This is a genomic window from Brachybacterium sp. sponge, from assembly GCF_001613775.1.
Taxonomy (GTDB): Bacteria; Actinomycetota; Actinomycetes; order Actinomycetales; family Dermabacteraceae; genus Brachybacterium; species Brachybacterium conglomeratum.
Genome location: NZ_LRMP01000001.1, coordinates 936,329 through 963,326, shown reverse-complemented (window position 1 = coordinate 963,326; position 26,998 = coordinate 936,329). Strand labels below are relative to the sequence as shown.

At 72.5% G+C, this 26,998-nt stretch carries 22 protein-coding genes; 8 read left to right on the top strand and 14 right to left on the bottom strand.

The features are described 5' to 3' along the window. From A4A78_RS04295 to A4A78_RS04275, 5 genes are all read left to right on the top strand, one after another. Complete coding sequence (locus A4A78_RS04295) at positions 1 to 1,359, top strand: NtaA/DmoA family FMN-dependent monooxygenase (protein ID WP_062947151.1); 1,359 nt, start codon at positions 1 to 3, stop codon at positions 1,357 to 1,359. A gap of 147 nt (positions 1,360 to 1,506) precedes the next feature. Next, positions 1,507 to 2,271: a LamB/YcsF family protein gene (locus tag A4A78_RS04290; RefSeq protein ID WP_062947150.1), complete on the top strand. Its 765-nt coding sequence runs from the start codon at positions 1,507 to 1,509 to the stop codon at positions 2,269 to 2,271. Continuing rightward, the gene (locus tag A4A78_RS04285) at positions 2,268 to 4,235 is read left to right on the top strand and encodes an urea amidolyase family protein (RefSeq protein WP_231880829.1); all 1,968 of its coding nucleotides are present in this window, start codon (positions 2,268 to 2,270) and stop codon (positions 4,233 to 4,235) included. The genes A4A78_RS04290 and A4A78_RS04285 overlap by 4 nt, the downstream gene beginning before the upstream one ends. A 13-nt stretch (positions 4,236 to 4,248) precedes the next feature. Then, a complete protein-coding gene (locus tag A4A78_RS04280; RefSeq protein ID WP_062948022.1) occupies positions 4,249 to 4,740 on the top strand; it encodes an NUDIX hydrolase in 492 nt (163 codons plus the stop codon). A 305-nt stretch (positions 4,741 to 5,045) separates the two neighbouring features. Further along, positions 5,046 to 6,488, top strand: a complete 1,443-nt coding sequence (locus tag A4A78_RS04275) for an MFS transporter (protein WP_062947148.1) — start codon at positions 5,046 to 5,048, stop codon at positions 6,486 to 6,488. 186 nt (positions 6,489 to 6,674) lie between these two features. Here the strand turns inward: A4A78_RS04275 and A4A78_RS04270 are convergent, their stop codons facing one another. The 6 genes from A4A78_RS04270 to A4A78_RS04245 all read right to left on the bottom strand — a co-directional run bounded on the left by A4A78_RS04270 (position 6,675) and on the right by A4A78_RS04245 (position 13,742). Further along, entirely contained in the window at positions 6,675 to 7,142 is a 468-nt protein-coding gene (locus tag A4A78_RS04270; RefSeq protein WP_010549224.1) for a ribose-5-phosphate isomerase, read from the bottom strand. Positions 7,143 to 7,224: 82 nt separating this feature from the next. Further along, positions 7,225 to 8,961, bottom strand: a complete 1,737-nt coding sequence (locus A4A78_RS04265) for a dihydroxyacetone kinase family protein (RefSeq protein ID WP_062947147.1) — start codon at positions 8,959 to 8,961, stop codon at positions 7,225 to 7,227. A 182-nt stretch (positions 8,962 to 9,143) separates the two neighbouring features. Continuing rightward, positions 9,144 to 9,929 (bottom strand): SDR family oxidoreductase, encoded by a 786-nt coding sequence (locus tag A4A78_RS04260; RefSeq protein ID WP_062947146.1) that lies wholly within the window; start codon positions 9,927 to 9,929, stop codon positions 9,144 to 9,146. Between the two features lie 142 nt (positions 9,930 to 10,071). Then, positions 10,072 to 11,427, bottom strand: coding sequence for an RbtT/DalT/CsbX family MFS transporter (locus A4A78_RS04255; RefSeq protein ID WP_062947145.1), 1,356 nt, complete (start codon positions 11,425 to 11,427; stop codon positions 10,072 to 10,074). 103 nt (positions 11,428 to 11,530) lie between these two features. Next, positions 11,531 to 12,619, bottom strand: a complete 1,089-nt coding sequence (locus tag A4A78_RS04250; RefSeq protein ID WP_010549220.1) for an erythritol/L-threitol dehydrogenase — start codon at positions 12,617 to 12,619, stop codon at positions 11,531 to 11,533. A gap of 175 nt (positions 12,620 to 12,794) precedes the next feature. Further along, positions 12,795 to 13,742 carry a sugar-binding transcriptional regulator gene (locus A4A78_RS04245; RefSeq protein ID WP_062947144.1) on the bottom strand — a complete coding sequence of 316 codons (948 nt, stop codon included), beginning with the start codon at positions 13,740 to 13,742 and terminating at the stop codon, positions 12,795 to 12,797. Between the two features lie 175 nt (positions 13,743 to 13,917). Between A4A78_RS04245 and A4A78_RS04240 the strand changes: the two genes are divergently transcribed. Both A4A78_RS04240 and A4A78_RS04235 read left to right on the top strand, forming a co-directional pair. Further along, a complete protein-coding gene (locus A4A78_RS04240) occupies positions 13,918 to 15,495 on the top strand; it encodes an FGGY-family carbohydrate kinase (protein WP_231880828.1) in 1,578 nt (525 codons plus the stop codon). 422 nt (positions 15,496 to 15,917) lie between these two features. After that, positions 15,918 to 16,793: an SMP-30/gluconolactonase/LRE family protein gene (locus A4A78_RS04235; protein WP_062947142.1), complete on the top strand. Its 876-nt coding sequence runs from the start codon at positions 15,918 to 15,920 to the stop codon at positions 16,791 to 16,793. A 124-nt stretch (positions 16,794 to 16,917) separates the two neighbouring features. On the opposite strand, the gene putP is transcribed toward A4A78_RS04235, so the two are convergent. The 4 genes from putP to A4A78_RS04215 form a co-directional block, all read right to left on the bottom strand. Next, positions 16,918 to 18,462, bottom strand: coding sequence for a sodium/proline symporter PutP (gene putP / locus A4A78_RS04230; RefSeq protein WP_062947141.1), 1,545 nt, complete (start codon positions 18,460 to 18,462; stop codon positions 16,918 to 16,920). 251 nt (positions 18,463 to 18,713) lie between these two features. Beyond that, positions 18,714 to 20,258: a glycerol kinase GlpK gene (gene glpK / locus A4A78_RS04225; protein WP_062947140.1), complete on the bottom strand. Its 1,545-nt coding sequence runs from the start codon at positions 20,256 to 20,258 to the stop codon at positions 18,714 to 18,716. A gap of 94 nt (positions 20,259 to 20,352) precedes the next feature. Then, on the bottom strand, positions 20,353 to 21,072 hold the full coding sequence (locus tag A4A78_RS04220) for an MIP/aquaporin family protein (RefSeq protein WP_062947139.1): 720 nt from the start codon (positions 21,070 to 21,072) through the stop codon (positions 20,353 to 20,355). 153 nt (positions 21,073 to 21,225) lie between these two features. Beyond that, the gene (locus tag A4A78_RS04215; protein WP_062947138.1) at positions 21,226 to 22,983 is read right to left on the bottom strand and encodes a glycerol-3-phosphate dehydrogenase/oxidase; all 1,758 of its coding nucleotides are present in this window, start codon (positions 22,981 to 22,983) and stop codon (positions 21,226 to 21,228) included. Between the two features lie 146 nt (positions 22,984 to 23,129). Between A4A78_RS04215 and A4A78_RS04210 the strand changes: the two genes are divergently transcribed. Continuing rightward, the gene (locus A4A78_RS04210; protein ID WP_062947137.1) at positions 23,130 to 24,089 is read left to right on the top strand and encodes a sugar-binding transcriptional regulator; all 960 of its coding nucleotides are present in this window, start codon (positions 23,130 to 23,132) and stop codon (positions 24,087 to 24,089) included. A 235-nt stretch (positions 24,090 to 24,324) separates the two neighbouring features. Here A4A78_RS04210 and A4A78_RS04205 read toward each other — a convergent pair whose 3' ends face one another. From A4A78_RS04205 to A4A78_RS04190, 4 genes are all read right to left on the bottom strand, one after another. After that, complete coding sequence (locus A4A78_RS04205; protein ID WP_062947136.1) at positions 24,325 to 24,783, bottom strand: ASCH domain-containing protein; 459 nt, start codon at positions 24,781 to 24,783, stop codon at positions 24,325 to 24,327. 46 nt (positions 24,784 to 24,829) lie between these two features. After that, complete coding sequence (gene fdhD, locus A4A78_RS04200) at positions 24,830 to 25,702, bottom strand: formate dehydrogenase accessory sulfurtransferase FdhD (RefSeq protein WP_062947135.1); 873 nt, start codon at positions 25,700 to 25,702, stop codon at positions 24,830 to 24,832. A gap of 40 nt (positions 25,703 to 25,742) precedes the next feature. Then, positions 25,743 to 26,270, bottom strand: coding sequence for a polyketide cyclase (locus tag A4A78_RS04195; RefSeq protein ID WP_062947134.1), 528 nt, complete (start codon positions 26,268 to 26,270; stop codon positions 25,743 to 25,745). A 230-nt stretch (positions 26,271 to 26,500) separates the two neighbouring features. Beyond that, positions 26,501 to 26,989 (bottom strand): SRPBCC family protein, encoded by a 489-nt coding sequence (locus tag A4A78_RS04190; RefSeq protein ID WP_062947133.1) that lies wholly within the window; start codon positions 26,987 to 26,989, stop codon positions 26,501 to 26,503. Positions 26,990 to 26,998 lie beyond the last annotated feature (9 nt).

The following is a 26,998-nucleotide window of genomic DNA, read 5'->3' as shown; positions in this document are numbered from 1 at the left end:
ATGGCTCCCAAGCCCCTGATCCTGAACCTCTTCGAGATGAACTGCGTCGGCCACATCACCCACGGTCTGTGGCGCCTGCCGGACAACAACCGCCACCGCTACACGGACCTGGACTACTGGACCGAGCTGGCGCGGATCGCGGAGGACGGCGGTTTCACCGCGATCTTCATCGCCGACGTGGTGGGGGCCTACGACGTCTACGGCGGCTCCGCGGAGACGGCGCTGCGCGAGGGGCTGCAGATCCCGAACAACGACCCGATGCTGGTGGTCCCCGCGATGGCGGGGGTCACCGAGCGGCTCGGCTTCGGCATCACCTTCTCCACCAGCTACGAGCCGCCGTTCTCCTTCGCGCGGCGCATGTCCACCCTCGACCACCTCACCAAGGGGCGGGTGGGCTGGAACATCGTCACCTCCTATCTCCCCAACGCCGCGCGGAACTTCGGGCTGGCCGAGGAGATCGAGCACGACCACCGCTACGAGATCGCCGACGAGTACCTCGAGGTGCTGTGCAAGCTGTGGGAGGGCTCCTGGGACGAGGGGGCCGTGGTGCGGGACGTGGACGGGAACGTCTACACCGATCCCGCCAAGGTGCACCGCATCGACCACGTCGGGGAGAACTTCTCCGTGGCCGGGCCGCACCTGTCCGAGCCCTCCCCGCAGCGCACCCCGACCCTGATCCTCGCCACCGCCTCCCCGGCCGGGGCGCTGCGCGCGGGCCGACACGCGGAGATGGTGTTCACGCACGGCCCGCTGCTCGAGCGGACCGTCCCCGCGGTGCGCGCCGCCGCCGAGGAGGCCGGCCGCGACCCGGCGGACCCCAAGTTCGTGGTGCAGGCGGCGGTGATCACCGCCCCCACGCAGGAGGAGGTCGACGCCAAGCTCGCCCAGTACCTCGAGCACCGCTCCACCGAGGGGATGCTGGTGCACCAGTCCGTGCCGATCCGGGCGCTGGACCATCCCCGGGACCGCACGATCGCCGAGGCGCTCGAGATCGAGGGGCTGCCGGCCGACACCCCCGTCGGCCGCAAGGGCGCGCACGAGACCATCGGCGACCTGCTGGACGCGGTGGACGAGGCCTGGCAGGACCGGTTCTTCGTGGCGGGGACGCCCGAGGTGGTGGCCGATGCGATCGAGCACTGGCTCGACGTGGACGGCATCGACGGCATCAACCTGCGCCAGTACCACTCCTTCGACACGGTGCGGGACTTCGCGGAGCTGGTCTCCCCGATCCTGCGCGAACGGGGGCGGCTGCCCGAGCGGGGCACGACGCTGCGCTCGCAGCTGACCGGCACGGACCGGCTCCCCGAGGAGCATCCCGCTGCCGCGCACCGCGGTGCGTTCGTCGGCAACGGGGTCTGAGCGCGGGCCGACGGCGGGACGCTCTCCCACCGGCGCATCCCTCGCCGTCCCGCCTCTCGCCGTCGGCCTCTTTCCGCGCAGGATGACGTCCGCGCGGCCGGGGCCGACAATGGGGAGGATCCCGCTGTCGGACGAAGGAGCCCGCTCATGACCGCCACCGCCGTCGTCGACCTCAACGCCGACCTCGGGGAGGGCTTCGGCGACTGGTCGATGGGGGACGACGCCGCGATGCTCGAGGTCGTCACCACCGCGAACATCGCCTGCGGGGGCCACGCCGGGGACGGCTCGACGATGCGCGCCGCCTGCCGGGCCGCCGCCGCGCGTGGCGTCGCGATCACGGCGCATGTCGCCTATCCGGACCTGCAGGGCTTCGGCCGGCGCTTCCTCGACATCGCCCCGGACGACCTCACGGACCAGGTGGTCGTCCAGGTCGGGGCGCTGCAGGCGATGGCCCGCGCGGAGGGGATCAACGTGCGCGGGGTGAAGCCCCACGGCGCCCTGTACAACGCGCTCGCCCGTCACGAGGCGCAGGCCGGCGCGGTGGTGCAGGCGCTCGGCGAGCTCGACGGCCTTCCCCTGGTCGCGGCGCCCGGCGCCGTGGTCGTCCCCGCGGCGGAGGCGGCCGGGCTCGACGTGGTGCTCGAAGGCTTCGCCGACCGCGCCTATCTCCCCGACGGCGCCCTCACCCCGCGCACGCGGCCCGGCGCCGTGCTCACCGACCCCGACGCGGTCACGGCCCAGGCGCTGTCGATCGCGACCGAGGGCGGGGTGCGCGCGGCCGACGGCACCTGGGTCGATCTGCCGGTGCGGTCGCTGTGCCTGCACGGGGACACCCCCGGCGCCGTCGAGCTGGCTCGGGCGGTGCGGGTCCGGCTCGCGGAGGCGGGCGTGACCCTGCAGGCGGCGCTGTGAGGGACGGGGCGAAGGGACCGCTCCCCGGCGTCGGCCGTCTCGCGGGGCGCGGCAGCACCGCCCCCGACGGCGGCACCGGCGCGCTCGGCGACGGTCACGACGACGCGGCGCGTCCGGCCGACGCCCTCCCTCCCCCGCTGCGCGTGCACCGCGCCGGCGAGACCAGCATCCTCGCCGAGTACCCCGACACCGCCGCAGTGCTCGCCGCGGCCGCGGCCGTGCGCGCCCGCTCCCCCGCGCACCTGCTGGAGCTCGTCCCCGCCGAGCGCACCCTGTTGCTGCACGGCGCGGCGCCGCGCGACGTGCGCCTGTTCGCGGACCTGCTCTCGCGACTCCCCCGCGCCGCGCGTGAGGAGAGCGGCGGCGGCGAGACCAGCATCGGCATCGTCTACGACGGCGAAGACCTGGAGGAGGTCGCGGAGCTGCTCGGGATGAGCACGGACGCGCTGATCAGCGCGCACTCCGGAGCGACATGGACGGTCGCCTTCGGCGGCTTCGCCCCCGGCTTCCCCTATCTCGTCGCCAGCGATCCCCACGAGGCGTCCGGCCCGCCCTGGGAGGTGCCGCGTCGCGCCGAGCCCCGCACGTCGGTGCCCGCGGGCGCCGTCGGCCTCGCCTCCCGCTACTGCGGCATCTACCCGCGCCCCTCCCCCGGCGGCTGGCAGCTGATCGGCCGCAGCGACGCGCCCCTGTTCGACGTGCACCGGGAGCCGCCCGCGCTGCTCGGCCCGGGCACGCGCGTGCGCTTCACCCCGCAGCGCGCCGCCTCCCGTCCGACGGCCGCGACCGCCGCGGCGCTCGCCCGCGCCGCCCGGGAGGCCGCCGCCGTCCCCGCCCGGCTCGGGCTCCATCGCGGCGCGGATCCCGGCACGAGCTCCCGCCCCGCGCTCGAGGTCCTCTCCCCCGGTCCGCTGACCCTGATCGAGGACGCCGGCAGGCCCGGCCGGGCGGCGATCGGCGTGAGCCGCTCGGGGGCCTTCGACCGCGGCGCGCTGCAGCGGGCGAACCGTGCCGTCGGCAATCCCTCCGGCGCCGCCGTGCTCGAGATCCTGCTGGGACCGCTCGCGCTGCGCGCCGCCGCGCCGACGGTCGTCGCCGTCTCCGGCGCGCAGGCCCCGGTGCGGATCGGGCGCGGCGACGACGAGGTCGGCGACGTGGAGCTGCCGGCCGACGTCTCCCGCGAACATGCTCTCGCCCTGGACCCCGGCGACCGGATCGAGGTGGGCCCGGCCGCGGACGGGCTGCGCCTGATCCTCGCGATCCGGGGCGGGATCGCGCAGGTGAGGCGGCAGGATCCCGCCGACGACGAGCCGATCGAGGTGCTCGGCGCACGCTCCCGCGACACCCTCTCCGACCTCGGCCCGGATCCGCTGCAGGCCGGCGACCTGCTGCTCGTCGGCCCCGAGCGCGGCCTCGACGCCGTGCCGGCCGTCATCGCTCCGGCAGTGCCCGTGCCGGACGACCCCGACGGGACCGATGCTCCCGACGACGTCGCCGGTCCCGACGGCATCGACGCCACGGCGGCGGAGGAGGAGGGGCCGTCGGCCGCGGATCCCGATCCGTCGGCATCGACCGGGCGCTCCCTCCGCATCCCCGTGCTCATCGGGCCGCGCGCCGAGCTGCTCGGCGACGAGGCGGTCGAGGCGCTGCTCGGCACGGACTGGACAGTGCGACCCGACTCGGACCGGGTCGGGGTGCGGCTCGACGGGCCGGCGCTCCCGGTCCCCTCGGGCGCGGCGTCCGTGCCGAGCGAGCCGATGCTGCCCGGGGCGGTGCAGGTGCCGCCCTCGGGGCTCCCGGTCGTCTTCGGCCCCGACCACCCCACCACCGGCGGCTACCCGGTGATCGCCGTGGTCACGCGGGAAGGCCTGGACCGGCTCGCCCAGGCGGGACCGGGCACGCGCCTGCGCTTCGTCGCGACGGACGGCGGCAGGACGCGCTGGTCGTCGCCCGCCCGGCGATGACACGATGGGCGCCATGCCGCGCCTCCTCCCCGACCCCGCCTACTTCGCCTCGCTGCCCAAGGTCATCACATCGGGAGCGGTGATCCTGCGCGACGAGGACGGGCGCTTCGTCATCGAGAAGCCGAACTACCGCCCGCACTGGCTGCTGCCCGGCGGCGGGGTCGATCCCGGCGAGGACGCCCGGCAGTGCGCCCAGCGCGAGGTCATGGAGGAGCTGGGCCTGGACGTCGAGGTGGGTCGGCTGCTCGCCGTGGACTGGCTGCCGGCGAGTCCCGTGCGCAGCGCGCCGATGGGCGTGCACTTCATCTTCGACGCCGGCGTGATCCCCCGCGCGCAGCTCGAGGCGGAGATCGTGCCTCAGGCCTCGGAGCTCGACGACTGGGCGCTCATCGCGGAGGACCAGGCGGAGCTGCTCTCGACCTGGGGCGCCGCCCGCGCCCGGCGCGCTCTCGCGGTGCTGCGCGGCGAGGCCGAGGTGGACCTCGCCTCCCATCCCCGGCGCTGACCTGTCGGTCCCGTCGGGACGCCCGAGGCCGGGAGGCCGACGGGGCCCGTCGGGCGCGGCAGCTCGCCGGCGGTGATGCCCCGCGGGCGCTCGCCCGTCGGCCGCCGATCGTCCCGCGTGCCGAGACAGCGCGAGACGCCCTCGAACCGCAACCCTTCCGAGACGTCCCACTTTTTCTCACCCTGACCAGGAGTCCTGCCTCCGGCAGCGCGCCGCGATGCCCGTCGGTGTGATCCACACCGCACGACGCAGCGGCCGAGGTGGGCCATGATGTGCCCACCCCTCCCCTCGTCGTCGGAGATGACATGAGCCCCTCCCCCCTCGCCCCGGAGTCCGCGGCCCCGGTCAGCCGGCCGCTCACCCGGTCGCAGCGCCTGGACCGCCTCCCCTTCACCCGCAAGCACGGCAAGCTGCTCGGCGCCTCCGGCATCGGCTGGGCGCTCGACGCGATGGACGTCGGCCTGATCTCCTTCGTCATCGCCGCGCTCACCGTCCACTGGGACCTCGCGAAGTCCGACGGGTCCCTCATCGCCTCCGCCGGCTTCGCCGGGATGGCGATCGGCGCGAGCCTCGGCGGACTGCTGGCCGACAGGATCGGCCGACGCTCCGTCTTCGCCCTCACCCTCCTCGTCTACGGCCTGGCCACCGGCGCCTCGGCGCTGGCCCTGGGCGTCGGCGCGCTGATCGCGCTGCGCTTCGTGGTGGGCCTGGGGCTCGGTGCCGAGCTGCCCGTCGCCTCGACGCTGATGAGCGAGTTCGCGCCGGCCCGGATCCGCGGCCGGATCATCGTGTGGCTCGAGGCGTTCTGGGCCGGCGGCTGGATCCTCGCCGCCGTGATCGGCACGTTCGTGGCGACCTCGGGGCCGGCCGGATGGCGCTGGGCGCTCGCGCTCGGCATGATCCCGGCCGTCTACTCGCTGGTGATCCGGCTCGGGATGCCCGAGTCCGTGCGCTTCCTGGAGACGAAGGGTCGCCATGAGGAGGCCGAGCGGATCGTCCGCGACTTCGAGGCCTCCGCCGGGATCAGTGCCGGGACCCAGGCCGTCCCGGACTCCTCCGAGGCCCGCACCGCGCCCGACGCGCAGGGCATCGGCGTCGGCGACGAGGGCCGTGTCTCCGCCGACGCGGTCGGCGTCGTGCCGGAGGCCGATCAGGTCGCGACCGGCGGCATCTGGTCGGCGTCCCTCCGCGCCCGCACCGCCGGGCTGTGGGTGGTGTGGTTCTGCATCAACCTCTCCTACTACGGCGCGTTCATCTGGATCCCGACGCTGCTGGTGGACCGCGGCTTCGACCTCACGAAGTCGTTCACCTTCACCCTGATCATCACGCTCGCCCAGATCCCCGGCTACGCCGCCGCGGCCTGGCTGATCGAGGTGCTGGGACGGCGCTGGACCCTCACGATCTTCCTCGCCGGCTCGGCGCTGTCCGCCGTGGGCTACGGCATGGCCGACTCCGAGGCGATGATCCTGATGGCCGGCTGCCTGCTGAGCTTCTTCAACCTCGGCGCCTGGGGCGCGCTGTACGCGATCGGCCCGGAGCTCTACCCCACCGCGGTGCGCGGCACGGGCACGGGCGCGGCCGCCGCCTTCGGCCGCCTCGCCTCGATCCTCGCCCCGTTCCTGGTGCCGGCGCTGGTGCTCGCCGGCGGGCAGTGGCTCGCCTTCGGGGTGTTCGCGCTCGCCTTCGCCGTCGCCGCCGCCGCGGCCTTCACCCTGCCTGAGCAGCGGGGGAAGGCGCTGGCGGAGTAACGGCGCCGGGGCCCGCGGCCCCGCGGGCTTGCTCGTCGACGCTCGTCTCCGGTGAGCCGGAGTTCGTCGACGATCCGTACCACCGCTGGCCAGTTGATCGACGATACGTACCAGAAAATTGGTACGTATCGTCGATCAACTCTGTGGCCCCACGGTCGGGAAGGCACCCCCGACCTCGGCCTCAGCTCACTTGTCGAGGGAGCCGTCGTAGGCGCAGATCGCGTCGACCTTCGCCGCCGACGAGGACTCCGGGTCGAACTCGAGGTCGAGCCACACCTTCACGAGCTCCTTCGCGAGCTCCAGCCCGATCACGCGCTCGCCCATGCACAGCACCTGCGCGTTGTTCGACAGCACCGAACGCTGCACGGAGTACAGGTCGTGCGCGGTCACGGCGCGGATGCCGGAGACCTTGTTCGCCGCGATCGCGACGCCCAGACCGGTGCCGCAGATCAGCAGCGCCCGATCTGCCTCGCCCGCGGCGATCTTCTCCGCCGCCTCGACGGCGACGTTGGGGTAGTAGGTGCCGTCCTCCCGGCCGGTCACGCCCACGTCGATGACCTTCTCGACGCGGGGATCGTTCTCGAGCAGCTCCTTGAGCGCGGACTTGTGGCCGTAGCCGGCGTTGTCGGAACCGGTGACGATGGTCAGAGCCATGATGTTCTCCTTCGGTGACGAATGACGGATGTGCAGGTGAGACGGAGGCGGCGGCGCGGTGAGTCGCCGCGGCCGCCCCGGCTCAGGCCGAGAGCTTCTCGGCCAGCAGCGTGACGATCTTCGAGAACGAGATCGCGCCGGGGTCGGGGGTGCCCACGGACTTGTCGCCGTGGTTGCGGGCGCGGCCCAGGGTCGCGGAGATGTCCGCGGTGGCCTCGGCCGCCTCGACGGCGCGGGCCGCCGCGGTCTCGATCGTCCGGGAGGCGGAGGCGGCGGGGCCGTCGCCCTTCTCGGCGCCCGTGGCCTGGGCGAGGGCGATCGCCTCGCGGAAGGGCACGGCCGCATCGACCATGGTCTTGTCGCCGGGCTTCGCCCCGCCGAGCCGCTCGACGGCCTCGACCGCCTGGACCAGGCCGGTGAGCAGGTGCTCGCCCGAGACGGGCGCGTCGTCGGAGAAGGCGCTGCCGAGGCTGGTCAGCGCCGCGCCCCACAGCGCGCCGGAGGTGCCGCCGGCCTCGGCGGACCAGGCGGCACCGGCCTGGACCAGGACGGTGCGGGCACCCCCGTCGGACCCGACGACGCGGTCGGCTGCCGCGCGGGCGGCCTTCGCGCCGAGCACCATGCCCTGGCCGTGGTCGCCGTCGCCGGCGATCGCGTCCATTCGGCCGAGCTCCGGCTCGAGCTCGACCAGCAGCGCCTCGACGTCGGCGAGGATCCCGGCGATCCGCTGCGCCGACTCCTTCGACTCGTCGGACGCGTCCGGGATCGGGTCCTCGCCGGGGGTGTAGATCTCGGTCCGCTCGGTGCCGAGGTCGCCCTCGACGGTGCCGCCGCGGCGGAAGGCGGGGGCGTCGGCGGCGGCGAGCCAGTGCTGCTCGAGCTCCTCGTCCAGGCGCATCACGGTCAGGGACAGCCCGGCCATGTCGAGGCTGGTCACGTGCTCGCCCACCTCGGGACGCACGATGGTCAGGCCCGCCTCGGCCAGGAGCTGCGAGGCGTGCTTCCACACCACGAACATCTCCTCGTACTTCACGGTTCCCAGGCCGTTGAGCACCACGGCGACGCGGTCCGAGGCGAGCTCGGGGGTCTCGCCGAGCACGCCGTCGACCAGCACCTTCGCGAGCTCCTTCGCGCTCGGCATGGGCTGCTCGTCGATGCCGGGCTCGCCGTGGATGCCCAGGCCGATCGCCATCCGTCCCTCGGGGACGTGGAAGAGCGCGTCCTCCGCACCGGGCAGGGTGCAGCCGTCGAAGGCGACGCCGAGGGAGCGGGTGGCATCGTTCGCCTTCCAGGCGAGGCGCTCGGCGTCGTCGAGGTCGGCGCCGGCTTGGATCGCGGCCCCGGCGACCTTGAAGACGGGCAGGTCGCCGGCGATGCCGCGGCGGTCGCGGTGCTCGCCCTCGCGGCCGGAGGCGATGTCGTCGCTGACGGCGACGATGCGCACGTCGATGCCCTCGGCGCGCAGCTTCTCGGCGGCGACGCCGAAGTGGAGCACGTCCCCGGCGTAGTGGCCGAAGCCGAGGATCACGCCGCCGCCGTTCTCGGCGTTCTTCGCGACCGAGTACACCTGGTCGGAGGACGGCGAGGAGAAGATGTTCCCGCAGGGCGCGCCGTGGGCGAAGCCGGGGCCGACCCAGCCGGCGAAGGCCGGGTAGTGGCCGGACCCGCCGCCGACGACGAGCGCGGGCTGCCCGGCGGGGGTCCGCTTCGCGCGCACCACGCCGCCGTGGACGCGCAGCAGCTCCTCGGGGTGCGCGGCGACCAGGCCCTCGACGGCGTCGGAGGGGAAGGTCTGGGGGTCATCGAACAGGTAGGTCATCGGGTCTCTCCGGATCGGCGGGGTCGGTGCGGATGGGGGCATGTGCGGCGGCCGTCGGGCCGGCGCCGGGCGGACACGGCGGCCGCGGCGGCGGGCGCGGGGCCGGCGGCGGGCCGCGGTCCCCACGACGCCTCGGCCGACGGGATCGGCGGCCGACGGGGTGGCCCGTCGGCCGCCGGGGCTCAGGCGGCGGTGTAGCCGCCGTCGATCGACAGGATCGAGCCTGTCACGAAGCTCGCGGCGTCGGAAGCGAGGTACACGGCGGCGCCGGCGAGCTCCTCCGGCTCGCCCGGGCGGGACATCGGGGTCATGGCGTTCCAGATGTCGATCTGCTCGCCGCCCTCCGCGTAGAAGCCGCGGGTCAGCTCGGTGCGCATGTAGCCGGGCGCGATCGCGTTCACGCGCACGCCGCGGGAGGCCCACTCGAGCGCGGCGGAGCGGGTGAGGTTGTGGACCGCGGCCTTGGAGGCGTTGTAGGAGGCCTGGGTCTGGGGCACGTTGGCGATGATGCCGCTCATGGAGCCGGTGTTGATGATGCTGCCGCGGCCCCGCTCGAGCATGGCCCGGCCGACGGCCGAGAGCACGTGGTAGACGCCGTCGAGGTTCAGGCTCATCACGGCCCGCCACTTCTCGCCGTCGCCGTCCTCGACCGGGTGGTGGATGGTGCGCCCGGCGTTGTTCAGCAGGATCTCGATCCCGCCGACCTCCTGGTCGATCTCGGCGACGACCTTCTCGACCATCGCCTGGTCGGTGACGTCGAGGTGGCGGTAGCAGACCTCCACCCCGGTCTCCGCGGCGAGGTCCTTCGCGGCCTGCTCGCCGGTCGCGTCGTCGATGTCCGCGAGGACGATCGGGGCGCCGTGCTGCGCGAGGCCGCGGGCCATCGCGAGCCCGAGGCCCTTCGCGCCGCCGGTGACGAGGGCGGTGCGGCCAGTGAGGTCGAACATGGGGCTGATGGCGGAGGTCATGGAGGACTCCTTCGAAGCAGTGGGCGGACGGGGCCGGCGGGGCCGACGGACGCTGCGCGCGGGGCGGGGCGCGACGGACGAGCGGGCGGATCGGCCGGGACCCGGGGGCCGACGGTCATCCCGTCGGCCCCCGGGGCGCGGATCAGGCCTCGGCGGCGGCGATGTCCTTCTTGCCGACGCGGGGCTGGTCGACCTTCAGCGCGAAGGTCATCAGGAAGGCGAGGGCGTACAGGACCACGAACGCCCAGACCACGCCGACGTCCCCTCCCCAGGGGCGCACGACCGCGACCACGGCCGAGCCGAGGAAGGTCGCACCGCCCGCGGCGGTCGTGTACATCGCCATCGCGGCGCCCTTGTGGTCCGGGGCGAGCGCCGGCATGATCGCGCCGAGCGGCACGAAGCCGGCCAGCAGGATGCCGAAGACGGTGCCCGCGATGACGGCGACGACGAAGCCCCAGTCGGAGCCGGCCGGCACCCAGTGCGGCACGTACCACCACAGCAGCAGGCCGATCGCGGAGCCGACGATGCCGAACCAGCGCACCGTGGTGGTCCAGCCGATGCGGTCGCCGAGGGCGCCGAAGGCGGCGTTGAACAGGATGTTGCCGGCGAAGACGATCGAGGTCATCAGCAACCAGCGGCTCTGCCCCCAGCCGAGGGTCTCGGCGATGACGGTGGGCAGGATGATGAACATGCCGAACTGCGGGGCGGTGTTGATCAGGCGGGTCAGGAAGCCCATCATCACGCGCTTGTTCGTGAACGCGAGGTGCACGCCCGAGAAGACCACCTGGCGGGAGGTCTCGCCCTCCGGGGCCAGTCGGATGGAGCCGTGCTTCTCGCGCACCCCGAGCCAGGCGATCAGGAAGCCGGCGATCACGATCAGCGAGGAGACGGCCATGGCCCAGCGCTCGCCGAAGAAGCCGCCGCCGAAGGCGGGGATCAGACCGATCGCGACGAGCGATCCGATGGTGGGCATGCCGCCGGTGAACATGACGTAGAACCAGCCGACCGCCGCACCGTTGCGCTCCTTGGGGACCACGGCGTTGACCCAGACCAGGAAGGAGAAGGCGAACAGCGGGAAGCCGAAGCCGCGGAAGAAGTAGGTCGCGGCCACCAGCGGGATCGACTCGGTGGACAGCGCGCCCAGGAACGCGGCCTGGAACACCAGCCAGACGACGAGGCCGAGCAGCATCACCCTGCGCGGGCCCCACAGGTCCGAGAGGGCGCCGGCGAGGTACGAGCCGACCAGCGAGGCGAGGGAGTAGAAGGTGATGATGGTGGCGGCGAGGTTGATCATGTCGTCGCCGCCGCCGAAGACGTTCGCCATGTGCGGGGAGACGAAGTTGGTCTCCACGCCGTTGCCCGTCATGAAGACGAGCACGCCGAGGAAGCCCCACCGCAGCGGATGGGGGATGCCGAGTCGGTCCAGGAAGGTCTCCTGGGACGACCCGGCGGCCGGCACGGCGGGTCCGGCCTGGGTGGTCGAGGGTACTGCGCTCATAAGGGCACTCCTGTGTGCGAGGGGGAGAGGCGCGGGCGGCCGACGGCAGCATCGAGGCGTCGGCCGCCCCGTCAGGGCTGATCCGGGACCAGCGGGGCCGTGCTCAGCGGCCGGGGAGGATGGAGACCTTGACGGAGGCGCCGGCGGAGTCGGCGACCGAGTCGAGGGCCTTCTGGAAGTCGGCGAGGCCGAACTGGTGGGTGCAGATCTCGTCGAGCGGCAGGTCGCCCTTCTCGATGATCTTGATGGCGGCGGGCCAGGTGTGCGGGCCGAGGTGGGCGCCGCGCACGTCGAGCTCCTTGTCGTCGGAGATGATCGACCAGTCCACGGAGACGTTCTCCTTGAACACGGAGTACTCCACGAAGCGGCCGAGCTTGCGCAGCAGGTTCAGGCCCTGCGGCACGGCGCTGGGGTGGCCGGTGCACTCGATGTAGACGTCGGCGCCGTAGCCGCCGGTGAGGCCGCGGATCTCCTCGTAGATGTCGACCTTCGAGGGGTTCAGGGTGAGGTCGGCGCCGCACTTCTTCGCGAGCTCGAGCTTCTCGTCGTCGAAGTCGAGGGCGATGACGAGCTTCGGGTTCTTGTGGGCCGCGCCGATGATCGCGCCGAGGCCGATGGGGCCGGCGCCGGCGATGACGACGACGTCGTCGAACTCCAGCTCGGCGCGCTCGACGGCGTGCATCGAGCAGGACAGCGGCTCGGCGTAGGCGGCGTGCTGCGGCGCGATGTCCTTGGAGATCCGGTGGGCGCGGGCGAGCTTGGGCACGATCATGTACTCGGCCATGCCGCCGTGGTAGTGCTTGAAGCCGAACATGTCGTGCGGGGCGCACATCCAGTACCAACCGCGCTGGCAGTACATGCACTCGCCGCAGGGGACGATCTGCTCGACGACGATGCGGTCGCCGACGGAGACGCCGTGGTGGGCGAGGATCTCGTCGGAGCCCTGCACGACGGTGCCGGTGATCTCGTGGCCGGGGATGATGCCCGGCTCGACCCAGCGATCTCGGTTCTCGTCGCCCCAGAACTTGGCGGCGCCGGCGTAGGCCTTGAGGTCGGAGGCGCAGACGCCGACGGCCTCGACCTGGATCAGGAGCTCATCGGCGGCGGGGGTCGGGACCGGGCGCTCCTCGAGGCGGTAGTCCTCGGGGGCATGCATGACGACGGCCTGCATGGTGGCGGGCAGCTGGCTCACGTGAGACACATCTCCTTCGATACGTTCCGCCCGGCCTGGTGGCCCCACAGGGCGCGCCGACGGGTCGGGCCTGACGAGGAACACTCTAGGCAGACCGGGAACAAACGTCAAGCACAAATGTTCTGCGTTCGGGCGTCGCAGGTCAGAGGCGTGCCACGGGGTGGATCGGGCGCGGTCAGCCCGTCGTGGCGGCGAGCGCGAGCACGGCCTGGGCCGTCGGCTCGTCGGTCAGCAGCGTCGTGTACAGCCCGGTACGGGCGCCGGCGAGGATCGAGGGCGCCTTGCGCTCCCCCGCCGCCATCGCGATCGAGGTCGGCAGCGCGGTCAGCAGCGCGCGCGGCGGGCGCACCAGCAGCTCCGAGCCGGGATAGCTCACCGGACGCCCGTCGATGTCGTAGAAGTGGAGGTTGATGTCGCCGACGGCCGGGACCAGCGCCGTCTCGTCGCGCGGCACCACGGAGGTCAGCGCCGCGCGCCCCTGGTAGGGCTCGCCGATCCCGACCACCACAGCGCGGGCGCGCGCCCACAGGTCGGTGATCTCGCGGAAGCTGGGGTCGGCCTGCAGCGACTCCCAGAGCTGCTCCGAGGGGCTCGCCGGGGCGAACATGAACTTCGGCTCGGCCCGGGTGCGGTCCGCGAAGCGGCGCACGATCTCGTTGGTCTGGAAGGACGGGTCGGTCTCCTGCTGCCCGCCGACGGTCGGGGCGATCACCACTCCCGGCAGCTCGGGCAGCCCGGGCATGCCGCTGACGGCGTAGGTGGTCTTGCCCGAGGAGATCAGCAGCACCTCGCCCCGCTGCAGGTCCAGGGAGCGCAGCTCCTCCCCCAGCAGGTCGCCGATGCCGCGGTAGTCGCGCTGAACCTGGTTCCCCGGGGCGATGCGCACGGAGCGGACCCCGAGCACGTCCTGCAGGCGGGCGGCGAGATCGGGCAGGTCGGCGGTGGGCGGCTCGAGCACCTCGAAGCGCACCATCCCGATCCGTCGCGCCTCGGCGAGGAGCTTGGAGACCGTGGGCCGGGAGACGCCCAGGCGCGCGGCGACCTCCGCCTGTCGCACCCCGTCGACGTAGTAGGCGGAGGCGGCGCGGTGGAGCAGCTGGAGGTCCATCGCGGTCTCGAGCATCGATGCTCCTCCCTCTCCGTGAAGGCCGTGTCCGGGCCCCGGGGCGGCGGGGCTCGCGCCGATGATCCTAGTGAACGCCGGGCGGTGCTGCGGAACGGGGCTCCGTCCTGCGCCCCGGGCAGGGCTGACGGTGGCAGGATGGTCTGCGGCGATGACGGCACGGAGAGGCGGCGCGATGACGGCAGGCACGGGGGCGACGACCCCTGCTCCGCGGACCGCCCCGTCGGCCGCGCCCCGAGCGGCCGGAGCGCCCGCCGGCGCGAGGGTCCCCGCCGTGCTGGGCGTCGACGTCGGCACCTCGAGCACGAAGGGCACCCTCGTCGCGCTCGACGGGACGCTCCTGGCCACCGCGGTGCGCGAGCACTCCGTCTCCCGCCCCGCCCCGGGCCACGTCGAGATGGACGCGGAGATCTGGTGGGAGGAGTTCGTGGACATCGCCCGCGAGCTCACCGCCGACAGCGCCGCGGACGTCCCCGCGGAGGTCACCGCGATCGGCGTCTCGGGGATGGGCCCCTGCGTGCTGCTCACCGACGAGCGCGGCGAACCGGTGCGCCCCGCGATCCTCTACGGCGTGGACACCCGCGCGGGCGACGAAATCCGCCACCTCACGAACGTGCTGGGCAGGGAGGAGATCGTCGCGCACTGCGGCGGGATGCTCACCTCGCAGGCGGCCGGGCCGAAGGTCGCCTGGGTCGCCCGGCACGAGCCGGAGGTCTACGCGCGGGCGCGTCGGCTGTTCATGCCGGCCTCGTATCTCGCCTTCCGCCTCACCGGCGAGTACGTGCTCGACCACGTCAGCGCCAGCCAGTCCGCGCCGATGTACAGCCTTCGCCACCAGACGTGGCATCCCGAGTGGGCCGAGCGCGTCGGCCCCGGCCTCGAGCTCCCGGAGCTGCGCTGGGCGGGCGACGCGGCGGGGACCGTGCAGAGCGCGATCGCGCGGCTCGTGCCCGGTCTGCGCACCGGGATCCCCGTCATCACCGGCACCATCGACGCCTGGGCGGAGGCCGTCAGCGTCGACGCCGCCTCCCCGGGCGACCTGATGCTGATGTACGGCACCACCACCTTCCTCGTCGCGACCACCGTCGAGCCCGTCGCGAGCCGCACCCTGTGGCCCACCTCCGGGGTGGAGCCGGGCGCCTACGCGCTCTCGGGCGGCATGGCGTCCTCCGGGGCGATCACCGGCTGGCTGCGCGAGCTGACAGGCTCCCCGGAGTTCGACGCGCTGCTGGTGGAGGCGGAGGCCAGCGGTCCCGGCGCGAACGGGCTGGTCATGCTCCCCTACTTCGCCGGCGAGCGCTCCCCCATCGCCGACCCCGGCGCCCGTGGGGTGATCGCGGGGCTGACCCTCTCCCACACCCGCGGGGACCTTTACCGCGCCGCGCTCGAGGCCGCCGCCTTCGGGGTGCGCCACCATCTCGAGACGCTCACCGCGGCCGAGCTCAGCCTGGACCGGGTCGTCGCCGTCGGCGGCGGAGCCCGCAGCGACCTGTGGCCGCAGATCGTCTCCGACGTGACGGGCCTGGTCCAGCGGATCCCGCGGCGCGTCGTCGGCGCCTCCTACGGCGGCTCGATGCTCGCCGCGCGCCTCGCCCACGGCACCGACGTCTCCCGCTGGAACCCGACCGATCACGAGATCGTCCCGGACCCGTCGCGGCGCGAGCGCTACGACGAGCTGTACCGGCTCTACCGGGACCTCTACCCCGCGACCTACGAGATCACCCACGCGCTCGCGGCGATGCAGGAGCACTGAGCGGGTCAGCTGCGGCGGGCGGAGCGGCTGCGGCGGGCGGGGCAGCTGCGCCGAACGTCAGCCCCTTCCCCGTCGGCCCCGCCCCACTGCCCCGCGATGGGAGTTGTTCGACGTCCCGTACCACTTCTCTGGTACGGGACGTCGAATAACTCGGGCGCGCCGGGCGCCTGGGGCCATGCCGGACACCTGCAGCGAGGCCGGGCACCGAGGGCCGCTCCGGACAATGCCGGCGAGACCGGGCACCGAGGGCCGTGCCCGACACCAGCGGCAGGGCCGGGCACCGGCCCTGCACTGGCGGGGTCGTGCAACGGTGCACCCGCCGCCGGGACTCCCACACGCCGTTCCCGCGCACCCCGTACGGTGGCCCCACCGGCGCCTCCGCGCGCCGGTCGACCGCATCCAGCGCCCGGAAGGGGAGCCCCATGCATGCCGACCGACTCACCGAATCCCTCTGTCACCACGCGGAGGGTCCGTACTGGTCAGTGACCTGGGGCGGCCTGCGCTGGGTGGACATGCTCGCCGGGGACATGCTGCATCTCGGCGCCGACGGGACGGCCCGGCGCCTGCCCACCCCGAGCCCGGTCGTGGCCTGCGTGCGCCCTGCGGCCGACGGCGGGGCGGTGCTCGCCCTCGAGAAGGGCTTCGGCCTCGAGGACGCCGACGGGTCCGTCCGCGCGCTGCCGCCGCTGTGGGACGAGGACGTGCGCATGAACGAGGGGGCGATCGCGCCGGACGGCTCCTTCCTGTGCGGCTCGATGGCCTATGACCAGCGGCCCGGCGCCGCCGCGATGTGGCGCCTGATGCCCGACGGCACCACCACCCGGCAGTTCGGGGACCTCACGATCTCCAACGGCCTCGCCTTCACCGCCGACGGGACGCGCGCCTACTACATCGACACCCCCACCGGACGGGTCGACCTCTTCGACTGGTCCGACGCCGACGGGCTCGTCGAGCGCAGGCCCTTCGCGGACCTCTCCGGCGAGGACGGCGGCCCGGACGGGTTGTGCCTGGACGCCGAGGGCCGGGTGTGGGTGGCGATGTTCGGCGGCTCTCAGGTGCTGGGCCTGGACGAGCGCGGCGCGGTCGCCGAGCGGATCACGGTGGGGGCGCGACAGGTCACGGCCTGCACCTTCGGCGGCGAGGACCGCGGGACCCTGTTCATCACCACCAGCCGGGAGAACCTGGCCGAGGGGGACGATCCGGAAGCCGGCTCGCTGTTCTCGGTGCGTCCGGGCGTCGTCGGCCCCGCCGAGGAGAACCTCTTCGGCGATCCCGACGACGCCGACGCGGACGACTGACCCCGACGCTCCCGTCGTCCGGCCGTGACGACGAATGCGCTCCTGGCGTGACCTCAGGGCCGTAGAGGCGGTGAGGTCACGCCAGGAGCGCAGAATCGTGCGGCCCCGGGCGGGGTGGCCTCGCTCAGGACGCGGTCGGCGCCTCCGCCGAGCGGTCGCGGGCCTCCCCGGTGGCGAGGGAGTCGAGCATGTCGTCGTACTCCACCATCGCCGAGGGCTCCGGCTGCGGGGTGATCAGGCTGACCAGCACCGCGAGCACCAGGCAGATCGCGAAGCCGGGGATGATCTCGTAGAGGTGCTCGTCCCCGAACAGGCCGATCGCCACGTCGGGCTCGAACTGGCCCCAGACGAAGGCGACCACCGCGCCGGAGATCATGCCCACCGCAGCGCCCGCCGTCGTCAGGCGACGCCAGAACAGCGACAGCAGCACGATCGGCCCGAAGGCTGCGCCGAAGCCCGCCCAGGCGAAGGCGACCAGCGCCAGCACCGAGCTCTCGGGATCCAGGGCGAGGATCACCGCGATGACGGAGACGACGAGCACGCCGATGCGGCCGCCCCACAGCTTGGCGCCGTCGCTGAGCTTCACGCCCACACCGCCGACGATGTCCTCGACCAGCGCGGAGGTGGTGACGATCAGCTGCGAGGAGATCGTGGACATGATCGCCGCGAGCACGGCCGCCAGCAGGATGCCGGCGATCAGCGGATGGAACAGGATCTGGGCGAGGTCGAGGAACACCGACTCGCCGTTGGTCGCATCGGTGATCTGCACGTCCTGGTTCTGCTGGAAGTAGGCCAGGCCCGCCATCGCGGTGAACACGGCACCGGTCACGCACAGGATCATCCAGCTCATCCCGACGATCGTGCCGTACTTCGCGTCGCGCGAGGAGCGCAGCGCCATGAAGCGCACGATGATGTGGGGCTGGCCGAAGTAGCCCAGGCCCCAGGCGACGGCGGAGAGGATCCCCACCCAGGTGCCGCCGGAGACGAGGGAGCCGAAGGAGGGGTCGACCTCGCGCACCGAGGCGAACATCGCCGTCGGCCCGCCGACGACGAACATCGCGGTGATCGGCACGATGATCAGGGAGACCAGCATGATCAGGCCCTGCACCACGTCGGTGTAGCTCGCACCGAGGAAGCCGCCGAAGAGGGTGTACAGGATCGTCACGCCGCCCACGAGGAGCAGGCCGGTCAGGTACGGCCCGCCGAACATCGACTGGAAGAACACGCCGCCGGCGACCATGCCGGAGGAGACGTAGAAGGTGAAGAACACCAGGATGATCAGGCCCGCCGCGATCCGGAGGATGTTCGTGCGGTCGTGAAGACGATTGCCGAAGTAGCTCGGGACCGTGATCGAGTTGCCGGCGATCTGCGTGTACTGACGCAGGCGCGGGGCGACGAAGATCCAGTTCAGACCGGCGCCGACGGTCAGGCCGATCGCGATCCACGCCTCGACCATGCCGCTCATGTACAGCGCGCCGGGCAGGCCCATCAGCAGCCAGCCGGACATGTCCGAGGCCCCGGCCGAGAGCGCCGCGACGAAGGGGTGCAGCTGTCGGCCGCCGAGCATGTAGTCCTCGCCGCCCTTGGTCTTGCGGAAGGCGTACAGGCCGATGCCGATCATGGCGCCGAAGTAGACGGCGAGCGCGACCAGCTTGAAGGCGAGCTCCATGGGACTCTCCGATCTCTGGTGGGGAAGGGTGGTCGGCCGGAGCGACGGTCCGTGCGCGGCATCATCGCTCGCAGGACGGCCGGTCCGGTCGGGGACGACGCGCCACCGTACCGGTGCCCGGAAGGGCAGCTGCCTCCGACCCTACGCCGAAGTGACCCCGATCACTCCCGTTCGTGGCCGGACGGTGACCTCCGGGCCGACGCACGGACGCCCGACACCCCTCGGGTGCCGGGCGTCCATCGGCCAGCTGATCAGCCGAACAGAGCGTCGGTGTCGTCGTCGACCCAGTCGAGGGTCCGCTCGACGGCCTTGCGCCACAGACGCATGTACCGGTCGCGGGTCTCCTCGTCCATCTGGGGCTCCCAGCGCTTGTCCTCGGCCCAGTTGTCGATGACGTCCTGCTCGCCCTCCCAGTAGCCCACCGCGATGCCGGCGGCGTAGGCGGCGCCCAGCGCGGTGGTCTCGATGACCTTCGGGCGCACGACGGGCACGCCGAGGATGTCGGCCTGGAACTGCATGAGGGTCTCGTTCATGACCATGCCGCCGTCGACCTTGAGCTCGGTGAGCTCCACGCCCTCGGAGGCCGCATCGGCGATCGCCGCGTCGAGGACCTCGCGGGACTGGAAGGCCGTGGCCTCCAGCACGGCGCGGGCGATGTGGTTCTTGTTGTGGAAGCGGGTCATGCCGACCATCACGCCGCGGGCGTCGGAGCGCCAGTGCGGGGCGAACAGGCCCGAGAACGCCGGGACCACGAACAGGCCGCCGTTGTCGTCGACCTGCTTGGCCAGGTCCTCGATCTCCGGGGCGTCCTTGATCAGGCCGAGGTTGTCGCGGATCCACTGCACGAGCGAGCCGGTCACGGCGACCGAGCCCTCGAGGGCGTAGACGGGCTTGTTCTCGCCGATCTTGTAGGCGACGGTGGTGAGCAGCCCGTTCTCGCTGCGCACCAGGTCCTCGCCGGTGTTGACCAGCATGAAGTTGCCGGTGCCGTAGGTGTTCTTGCCCATGCCGATCTCGAAGCAGGCCTGGCCGAAGGTCGCGGCCTGCTGGTCGCCGAGGATGCCGGCGATCGGGGTGTCGATGAGCAGGTCGTTCTTGCGGCCGTGCCCGTACACCTCGGAGGAGGACTTGATCTCCGGGAGCATCGACATCGGGATGCCCATGTCCTTCGCGATGTCCTCGTTCCAGTCGAGGGTGTCGATGTTCATGAGCATGGTGCGCGAGGCGTTGGTGACGTCGGTGACGTGCACGCCGCCGTTCACGCCGCCGGTCAGGTTCCACACCAGCCAGGAGTCGGTGTTGCCGAAGAGCAGGTCGCCGGCCTCGGCCCTCTCGCGCGCGCCGTCGACGTTCGCGAGGATCCAGGCGATCTTCGGGCCGGAGAAGTAGGTCGCCAGCGGCAGGCCCACGCGCTCCTTGTACTTGTCGGCGCCCTCGTCGCCGGCGAGGCGGTCGCAGATCTTCTGGGTGCGGGTGTCCTGCCAGACGATCGCGTTGTAGACGGGCTCGCCGGTGTTCTTGTCCCACACCACCGCGGTCTCGCGCTGGTTGGTGATGCCGACGGCGGCGAGCTGGTGGCGGTTGATGTCCGCGCCGGTGAGCGCGGAGCCGACGACCGAGCGGGTGTTGCGCCAGATCTCCATCGGGTCGTGCTCGACCCAGCCGGACCTGGGGAAGATCTGCTCGTGCTCCTGCTGGCCGGTCGAGACGATCTGGCCGGCGTGGTCGAAGACGATCGCGCGGGTCGAGGTGGTGCCCTGGTCGATCGAGAGGATGTACTTCGTCGAGTCGGTCATCGGAACTCCTTCGTGGTGATGAACGTGGTGCTGTGGTCATGGTGCCGGACGGCTCTGCGCAGCGCACGGGAGCCGCCCGGCTGGAGCGGGTGGGTCAGAAGGCGATGCTGGCGAGGCCGCCCAGGGCGCCGCCGAGCAGCGGGCCGACGATCGGGACCCAGGCGTAGCCCCAGTCGCTGCTGCCCTTGTGCGGGATGGGCAGGACGGCGTGGGCGAGGCGCGGACCGAGGTCTCGGGCAGGGTTGATGGCGTAGCCCGTGGGCCCGCCGAGGGAGGCGCCGATCGAGACGACCAGCAGCGCGACCGCGAGCGGGCCCAGGCCGTGCGGGGTGTTGCCGAACATGACGATGACGAAGACCAGCACGAAGGTCGCGATGATCTCGGTGACCAGATTCCAGCCGTGCGAGCGGATCTCCGGGCCGGTGGAGAAGGTGCCGAGGATGGTGCCTGCATCCTTCTCCTGGTCGTAGTGGGTCTTGTAGGCGAGCCAGGCCACGACGGCACCGAGGAAGGCGCCGATCATCTCGGCCAGGAAGTAGGCGATCGTGTTGGCGAAGTTCACAGCGATGCCGGGGCCGTACTCCTCGGCACCGCTGGCGAGCAGGCCGAGGGTCACCGCGGGGTTCAGGTGCGCGCCGGTCTTGTAGGCGACCCACACGCCGGCGAAGACCGCGAGGCCCCAGCCGAAGTTGATCAGCAGCCAGCCGCCGCCGTTGCCCTTGGTCTTGCCCAGGATCACGTTGGCGACGACACCGCCGCCGAGCAGTGTGAGCATCGCCGTTCCGGCGATCTCGTACAGAAAGATGGTTGCCATGGGGCCTCCTCGTCGAGCGGCCCCGCAGCTCTGCGGGACCGGTGGCATCCAGGTGGTGGGGAGAGGGGCGGGTCCTGCCCGCCGATGGTCCGCGGGCGGAGTCGCCCGCGGAGAGCCTCCCCGGCCGGATCAGGACCGGGGAGGAGTTCTGGGTCAGCCGCGGGCGGGCACCTCCGCGGCGGCCGCGATGCGGGAGGCGGCCTCGGCGTCGGAGGCGGTGGCCTCCCCGGCGAGACGGGCCTCGATGTACCCGCGGTAGGCGTCGACCTCGGCGCGCACGGTCGTCTCGTCCCAGCCGAGCTCCGGCGCGAGCAGCGCGGCGACCTCGTCGGCCGCGGCGACGCCGCGGTCGCGGGTCTCGTAGTCCAGGCGGGTGCGGCGCTCGAGCACGTCGGCGAGGTGCCGGGCACCCTCGGCGCGGGCGGCATAGACCACCTCGGCGCGCAGGTAGCGCGGGGCATGCTCGAGCGGGGTCGCGAGCGACGGGTCCTCGTCGATCAGGGCGAGGACGTCGGTGAGCAGGCTGCCGTAGCGGAACAGGAGCCGATCGACGCGGATCTCGTCGGCGCCGAACTCTTCGCCGCCGATCCGCTTGCTGATCTCAGACTTGTCGCGCACCAGGGCCGCGTAGCCCTGCGCGCCGATGACGGGGACCGAGCGGGTCAGCGACGGGCGGCCGGGCTCGGTGTCCTTGATCGCGAAGTCGACGACGTCCTCGGCCATGACGCGGTAGGTCGTGTACTTGCCGCCCGCGATGGCGCTCAGGCCGGGTTCGACCTGCATGACGGTGTGCTCGCGCGAGACCTTGGTCGAGCCCTTGTCCGAGCCCTTCTTCACGGGCTGCAGCAGGGGGCGGAGGCCCGAGTACACGCCGATGACGTCCTCGCGGGTGAGGTCGTCCTTCAGCACGGCATTGGCGTGCTCGAGGACGTAGTCGATGTCGTCCGAGGTGGCGCCCACGTCGCGGGGGTCCTGGGTCCACGGGGTGTCGGTGGTGCCGATGACCCAGTACTCGTCCCACGGGATGATGAACAGCACCGACTTCTCGGTCTGGGTGATGATGCCGGTGTCGGGGACGGCGGGGATCCGGTCGCGGGCGACGGTGACGTGGATGCCCTTGGAGGCGAGGACCTCGAGGCCGCCGTCGGCCCCGGCGAGCTCCTGCTGCTCCTGGGTCCAGACGCCGCCGGCGAGGATGACGTGGCGCGCGCGGACATCGAACTCCTCGCCGCTCTCCTCGTCGCGCACCCGGGCGCCGACCACGCGCTCTCCCTCGTGGAGGTAGTCGACGACGGTGGTGTAGTTCGCGACCGAGGCGTCGAGCTGGGCGGCGGAGCGCACCAGCATCATCACGAAGCGGGCGTCGTCGACCTGCGCGTCGTAGTACTCGAGCGCCCCGACGGCCTTGTCGCCGTCGAGCGCCGGGAACACCTCGAGCATCTTGTCGTGCAGGAGATGGCGGTGGAAGGGGACGGCGCGCTTGCGGCCCACCGACTGCATCGCGTCGTAGAGCATGACGCCGGAGCCGATGAAGCCGCGGTCGATGACCTTCTTGAAGAAGGGGAAGACGAACTTGATCGGCTTCACCAGGTGCGGGGCGGTGTGCTCGAGCAGCAGATCGCGCTCGCGCAGCGCCTCGGCGACCAGCTTGAAGTCGAGCATCTGCAGGTAGCGCAGGCCGCCGTGCATGAGCTTGGAGGAGCGGGAGGAGGTGCCGGAGGCCCAGTCGTGGGACTCCACGAGGCCGACGGACAGGCCGCGGGTGGCAGCGTCGAAGGCGGCGCCCGCCCCGTTCACCCCGCCTCCGACGACGAGCACGTCCAGCGGGTTCTCGGGGGTCGTGGCGCGCAGGCGGGCGAGGTGCTCGCCGCGGCCCTCGGGGGTGAGTGCGGATCGCTGCTGTTCGGACACGCTGGCTGCTCCTTCGCATCGGCACCTGGTGATCCCGGCGCTCGCGGCCGGGCCCGTCGCGCTCTCCGCGGCGGTGACACGGCCATCGTGGGACGGGCGTGCAGCATCGCGCAAGCCAGGTGCACGAACGTGCAAGACTGGTGTACATGACCCCCACTTCCCGGCTCGAGGACCTCTTCACCGCTGCACGGATGTACTACGGGCAGAGCCAGACCATGGAGGCGATCGCCGGAGAGCTCGGGGTGTCCCGCTCGACAGTGTCCCGAATGCTGCGGGATGCGCGCGAGGCCGGCCTGGTCCAGATCACCCTGCGCCCGCCCGAGGCGCATCGCGTGGAGGACCTCGGACGACGCATCGCCCGCCAGTACGGGGTGAAGGTGCACGTGGTGCCGGATCCGCCCGAGAGCGATCAGCGCGATCGCCTCGCCGCCGTGGTCGAGGAGGCCGCCGAGCTGCTCGATCAGATGCTCGAGCCCGGCTCCACGCTCGGCATCGCCTGGGGCACGACGGTCGCGGCACTGCTGAGCACGGTCCGACCACGCCCCGTTCCCGGGATGCGGATCGTGCAGCTCAACGGCGCGATCAACGTCGAGGGCTCGGGCCTGACATATATCGCGACCGTGCTCGCCCGGGCGGCGGAGCGATGGGACGCGACGGTGCACCAGTTCCCGGTCCCGGCCTTCTTCGACTACGCCGCCACGCGCGAGGCGATGTGGCACGAGCGCTCGGTGCAGCGGGTGCTGGAGACGCAGTCGCAGGCCACGGTCGCGGTGTTCAGCGTCGGCGCCTTCGACGCGGAGGTCCCCAGCCACGTCTACACCCACAACTACCTCACGGCCGCGGACCTGCGCTCGCTGCGGGCCGACGGCGCGGTGGGCGATGTGTGCACCGTGTTCCTGCGGGCCGACGGCACCTTCCGCGACATCGCCATGAACGCGCGCGGCTCGGGCACCGCCCCGGACCGACTGGCCCGGATCCCGCGCCGCCTCCTGGTCGCCTCCGGCTCCCGCAAGGCGCTGCCGTTGCGGGCGGCGCTGCGGGCCGGGGTCGCGACGGACCTGGTCATCGACGCGGTGACCGCCACGGCCCTCCTCGCCCTGCGCTGAACCGACCCGCTCCGCTCCGCTCCGCACGACAGCACCTCTCCCCTGCCCCAGCCCCACGACGCCGTCCGCCGGCCCCATCTTCGCGACGTCGAGACGTGGCTATGTGTCGTTATGGGGGCGAATAACGACACAGATCCACGTCTCGATCGCGACCAGCCGACGACCACGCGGGCAGACGGCGATCGGGACGGTCGCCGGGCCGCGCAGCAGGCGGCACAGCGACTGGGCCGGGCGGTCAGCGGGGGTGGATCAGGCGGAACCGCTCGCAGACGACGGGCATGTCCGGCGCGAAGCCGCCGTGCGAGTGCTCGGTCCAGAAGCGCTCGTGGATGTGCCGCCAGGCAGCGAGGGTCCGATCGCCCTCCCCCTCGGCGTGGGCGTGCTCGGCGGTGACCTGGTCGAACGGGACGGTCGTGACCTCCGTCGTCTCCAGCACCGCGCGGGGCGCCCCGCTGCCGTCGAGGATGATGGACAGCTCGCCGACCTCCGGGAGCGGGTCCCCGTCGGCCTCGTAGTCCCGGAGCGAGGAGGCGGTCCCCGTCTTCACCCCGTCGAGCACCAGGCGCAGCAGCCCGTCGGCGTGCTCGGGGGTGGCGCCGAACGCCCAGGCCTCCGGTCTGTGCTCGGGCAGCTCGGGGTGGGCGGTGCGGGCCTCGGCCCAGAACTGCTGGAGTGCGGCGTCGTCGCTGGTCACCCCCGCACACTACCGGGAACAGAGGCCGGGTCGTACCTCTTTTCTCTCAGCCCTCGGCGGCGGAGAGGTCGAGGCGCTCGGGGTGGGTGTAGAGGTTCATGCGGCCGTCCCCGTCGTCCCGCGCGCGGGTGAAGCCGACGAGCGTCTGGCCGAACTCCCGGGCGGTCTCGACGGCGAGGGAGCTCGCGGCGGAGACGCAGGCCACCAGCGGGATCCCGGCCATGCAGGCCTTCTGGACGATCTCGAAGCTGGCCCGGGAGGAGACCAGCAGGAAGCAGTCCCGCAGCGGCAGGCGGTCCTCGAGCAGGGCCCAGCCGATCACCTTGTCGACCGCGTTGTGCCGGCCCACGTCCTCGCGGGCCACCAGCAGGTTCCCCTCGAGGTCCACGAGCGCGGCGGCGTGGACGCCGCCGGTGCGGGCGAAGACGGCCTGCTGGTCGGAGAGTTCGCGGGCGGCGCGGAGGATCACGTGCGGGTCCGCCGCCCAGGACCGCAGCAGCGTGTACCGGCTCTTCTGCCGGACGGCGTCGATGCTCTCCGCCCCGCACACCCCGCAGGCGGAGGTGGTGGTGAAGGCGCGTGCGACCTGCGGCAGCAGCTGCGGCCGGGTGGTCGTGAAGTCCATGACGTTGTAGGTGTTCTGGGCGAAGCCGCTGCCGGCGTCGACGACGGCGCCGTCGCAGTAGCGGGCCTCGGCCACGTCCTCGCGGTCACGGATCAGGCCCTCGGCGTGCAGGAAGCCGTGGATCAGCTCGACGTCGTGGCCGGGGGTGCGCATGGTGAGGGAGAGCTGCTGCCCGTTCAGGCGGATGTCCAGCGGCTCCTCGACGGCGACGTGGTCGCCCTTGCGTCCGGCGTAGAGCTTCCCGTCCCGCACCCGGACGGTGCGGATCCGCGTGCTGTCGGTGACCCTGCCCATCCCTCGAGGATAGCCCTCCCACCTGCGGTGCGGCGTGCCCTCAGCCGTGGGCGTCGTCCCCGGATCCCGATGCGGCGACGCCGTTCCGACCGTTCTCCGCGAGCCGCTTGGCGAGGTCGAGCTCCTGCTGCCAGCCGTGGAAGTTCTCCTCGTAGTTGCGCCGCCGCACCGCCTCGTCCAGGCCCAGCTTCGCGAAGCCGCGCTCGCGCACGGTGAGCCGCACGCGGTTCCGGGCCGCGGTGCCGGCGGGGTCGATGACGAACTCGACGGTGTTGTTCGGGGCGTCGGAGATCTCGCCGAGCCCGCCGCCCAGCCAGCGGAACGCGACACGGTTCGGCGGCTCGTGCGCCTCGATCGCGAGCTGGAAGCTGCCGTGGACGGGATCGACCACGCGCGTCACCGGACCCGAGGTCGTGATCTCGTGCTCGCGGTACTCGCCGTCGTTGATGAACCAGCCGGGTTCGCGGATGACCGCGAAGACCTTCTCCGCGCTCGCGTCGATCAGCACGCTGTGCACGATCTCATCGGGGACGGGGGCGTCGGCGGGGAGTGACTGGGCGTCGGCCATAACGGTGCTCCTCGGGTCGGGGCGGCGTCGTCGCCGTCCTCACGAAGCGTGCCAGAGATCGGCGGCCCGGGCGAGGCTCCTTCTCCTGCTGGCGGGCTCGGCCGGGGCCGTGCGTTGCGGATGCGGGCGGTCCATGCATGGGTGGCCGGGGCGCGCAGCAACCCGCCCACCCGGACGGGCGGGCGGGCTGCGGGACCGGCGATTCGTGGCCGCGGCGGCTACCTGCGCGATCAGTCCTTCGTGACCGCGGCGGCGAGCAGGTTCAGCGACTGCTCCAGATCCTCCTCGGGGATCATCGGGAAGCGGATCTGCTTGAGCAGCTCGGGATCGGTGACGTCGGACCAGCTGTAGGTCAGCGACACCTCGGTCGCGTCCGACCCCTTCGGGGTGAGCTCGTAGAGCCACTCCCAGCCCTTCGGGCCCTCGGGGGCGCTGCCGTCCTCCCCCTCGGGAGCAGGCTTCCAGCCCACCATCTTGTTCTCGTCGTATGCGGTGACGAAGTTGTGGGTGCGATAGTCGCCGCCCATGTGGTCACCGTGCATGTTCATCACGAACTTCTCACCCACAGCGGTGATCCGCTCGGTGTCGTCGGCGGCGCGAACGAAGCCGGAGCCGTCGAACTCGTGGTGGCGGGCGGGCAGGGTCAGCACCGCGAACACGTCCTTCGCGGGCACGTCGATCGTGCGGGTGACGGTCAGATGGGTCTGCTCTGTGTTCATCCCTCCACC

What these genes read in the sequence shown, in the direction of transcription:
- A4A78_RS04280 (WP_062948022.1), top strand. Translation starts at nt 4,249, where the DNA reads ATGCCGCGCCTCCTCCCCGACCCCGCCTACTTCGCCTCGCTGCCCAAG.
- A4A78_RS04290 (WP_062947150.1), top strand. Translation starts at nt 1,507, where the DNA reads ATGACCGCCACCGCCGTCGTCGACCTCAACGCCGACCTCGGGGAGGGC.
- A4A78_RS04270 (WP_010549224.1), bottom strand. Translation starts at nt 7,142, where the DNA reads ATGGCTCTGACCATCGTCACCGGTTCCGACAACGCCGGCTACGGCCAC.
- A4A78_RS04295 (WP_062947151.1), top strand. Translation starts at nt 1, where the DNA reads ATGGCTCCCAAGCCCCTGATCCTGAACCTCTTCGAGATGAACTGCGTC.
- A4A78_RS04245 (WP_062947144.1), bottom strand. Translation starts at nt 13,742, where the DNA reads ATGCTCGAGACCGCGATGGACCTCCAGCTGCTCCACCGCGCCGCCTCC.
- A4A78_RS04265 (WP_062947147.1), bottom strand. Translation starts at nt 8,961, where the DNA reads ATGACCTACCTGTTCGATGACCCCCAGACCTTCCCCTCCGACGCCGTC.
- A4A78_RS04190 (WP_062947133.1), bottom strand. Translation starts at nt 26,989, where the DNA reads ATGAACACAGAGCAGACCCATCTGACCGTCACCCGCACGATCGACGTG.
- A4A78_RS04210 (WP_062947137.1), top strand. Translation starts at nt 23,130, where the DNA reads ATGACCCCCACTTCCCGGCTCGAGGACCTCTTCACCGCTGCACGGATG.
- A4A78_RS04240 (WP_231880828.1), top strand. Translation starts at nt 13,918, where the DNA reads ATGACGGCAGGCACGGGGGCGACGACCCCTGCTCCGCGGACCGCCCCG.
- A4A78_RS04255 (WP_062947145.1), bottom strand. Translation starts at nt 11,427, where the DNA reads ATGAGCGCAGTACCCTCGACCACCCAGGCCGGACCCGCCGTGCCGGCC.
- fdhD (WP_062947135.1), bottom strand. Translation starts at nt 25,702, where the DNA reads ATGGGCAGGGTCACCGACAGCACGCGGATCCGCACCGTCCGGGTGCGG.
- glpK (WP_062947140.1), bottom strand. Translation starts at nt 20,258, where the DNA reads ATGACCGACTCGACGAAGTACATCCTCTCGATCGACCAGGGCACCACC.
- A4A78_RS04235 (WP_062947142.1), top strand. Translation starts at nt 15,918, where the DNA reads ATGCATGCCGACCGACTCACCGAATCCCTCTGTCACCACGCGGAGGGT.
- A4A78_RS04195 (WP_062947134.1), bottom strand. Translation starts at nt 26,270, where the DNA reads ATGGCCGACGCCCAGTCACTCCCCGCCGACGCCCCCGTCCCCGATGAG.
- A4A78_RS04260 (WP_062947146.1), bottom strand. Translation starts at nt 9,929, where the DNA reads ATGACCTCCGCCATCAGCCCCATGTTCGACCTCACTGGCCGCACCGCC.
- A4A78_RS04275 (WP_062947148.1), top strand. Translation starts at nt 5,046, where the DNA reads ATGAGCCCCTCCCCCCTCGCCCCGGAGTCCGCGGCCCCGGTCAGCCGG.
- A4A78_RS04220 (WP_062947139.1), bottom strand. Translation starts at nt 21,072, where the DNA reads ATGGCAACCATCTTTCTGTACGAGATCGCCGGAACGGCGATGCTCACA.
- putP (WP_062947141.1), bottom strand. Translation starts at nt 18,462, where the DNA reads ATGGAGCTCGCCTTCAAGCTGGTCGCGCTCGCCGTCTACTTCGGCGCC.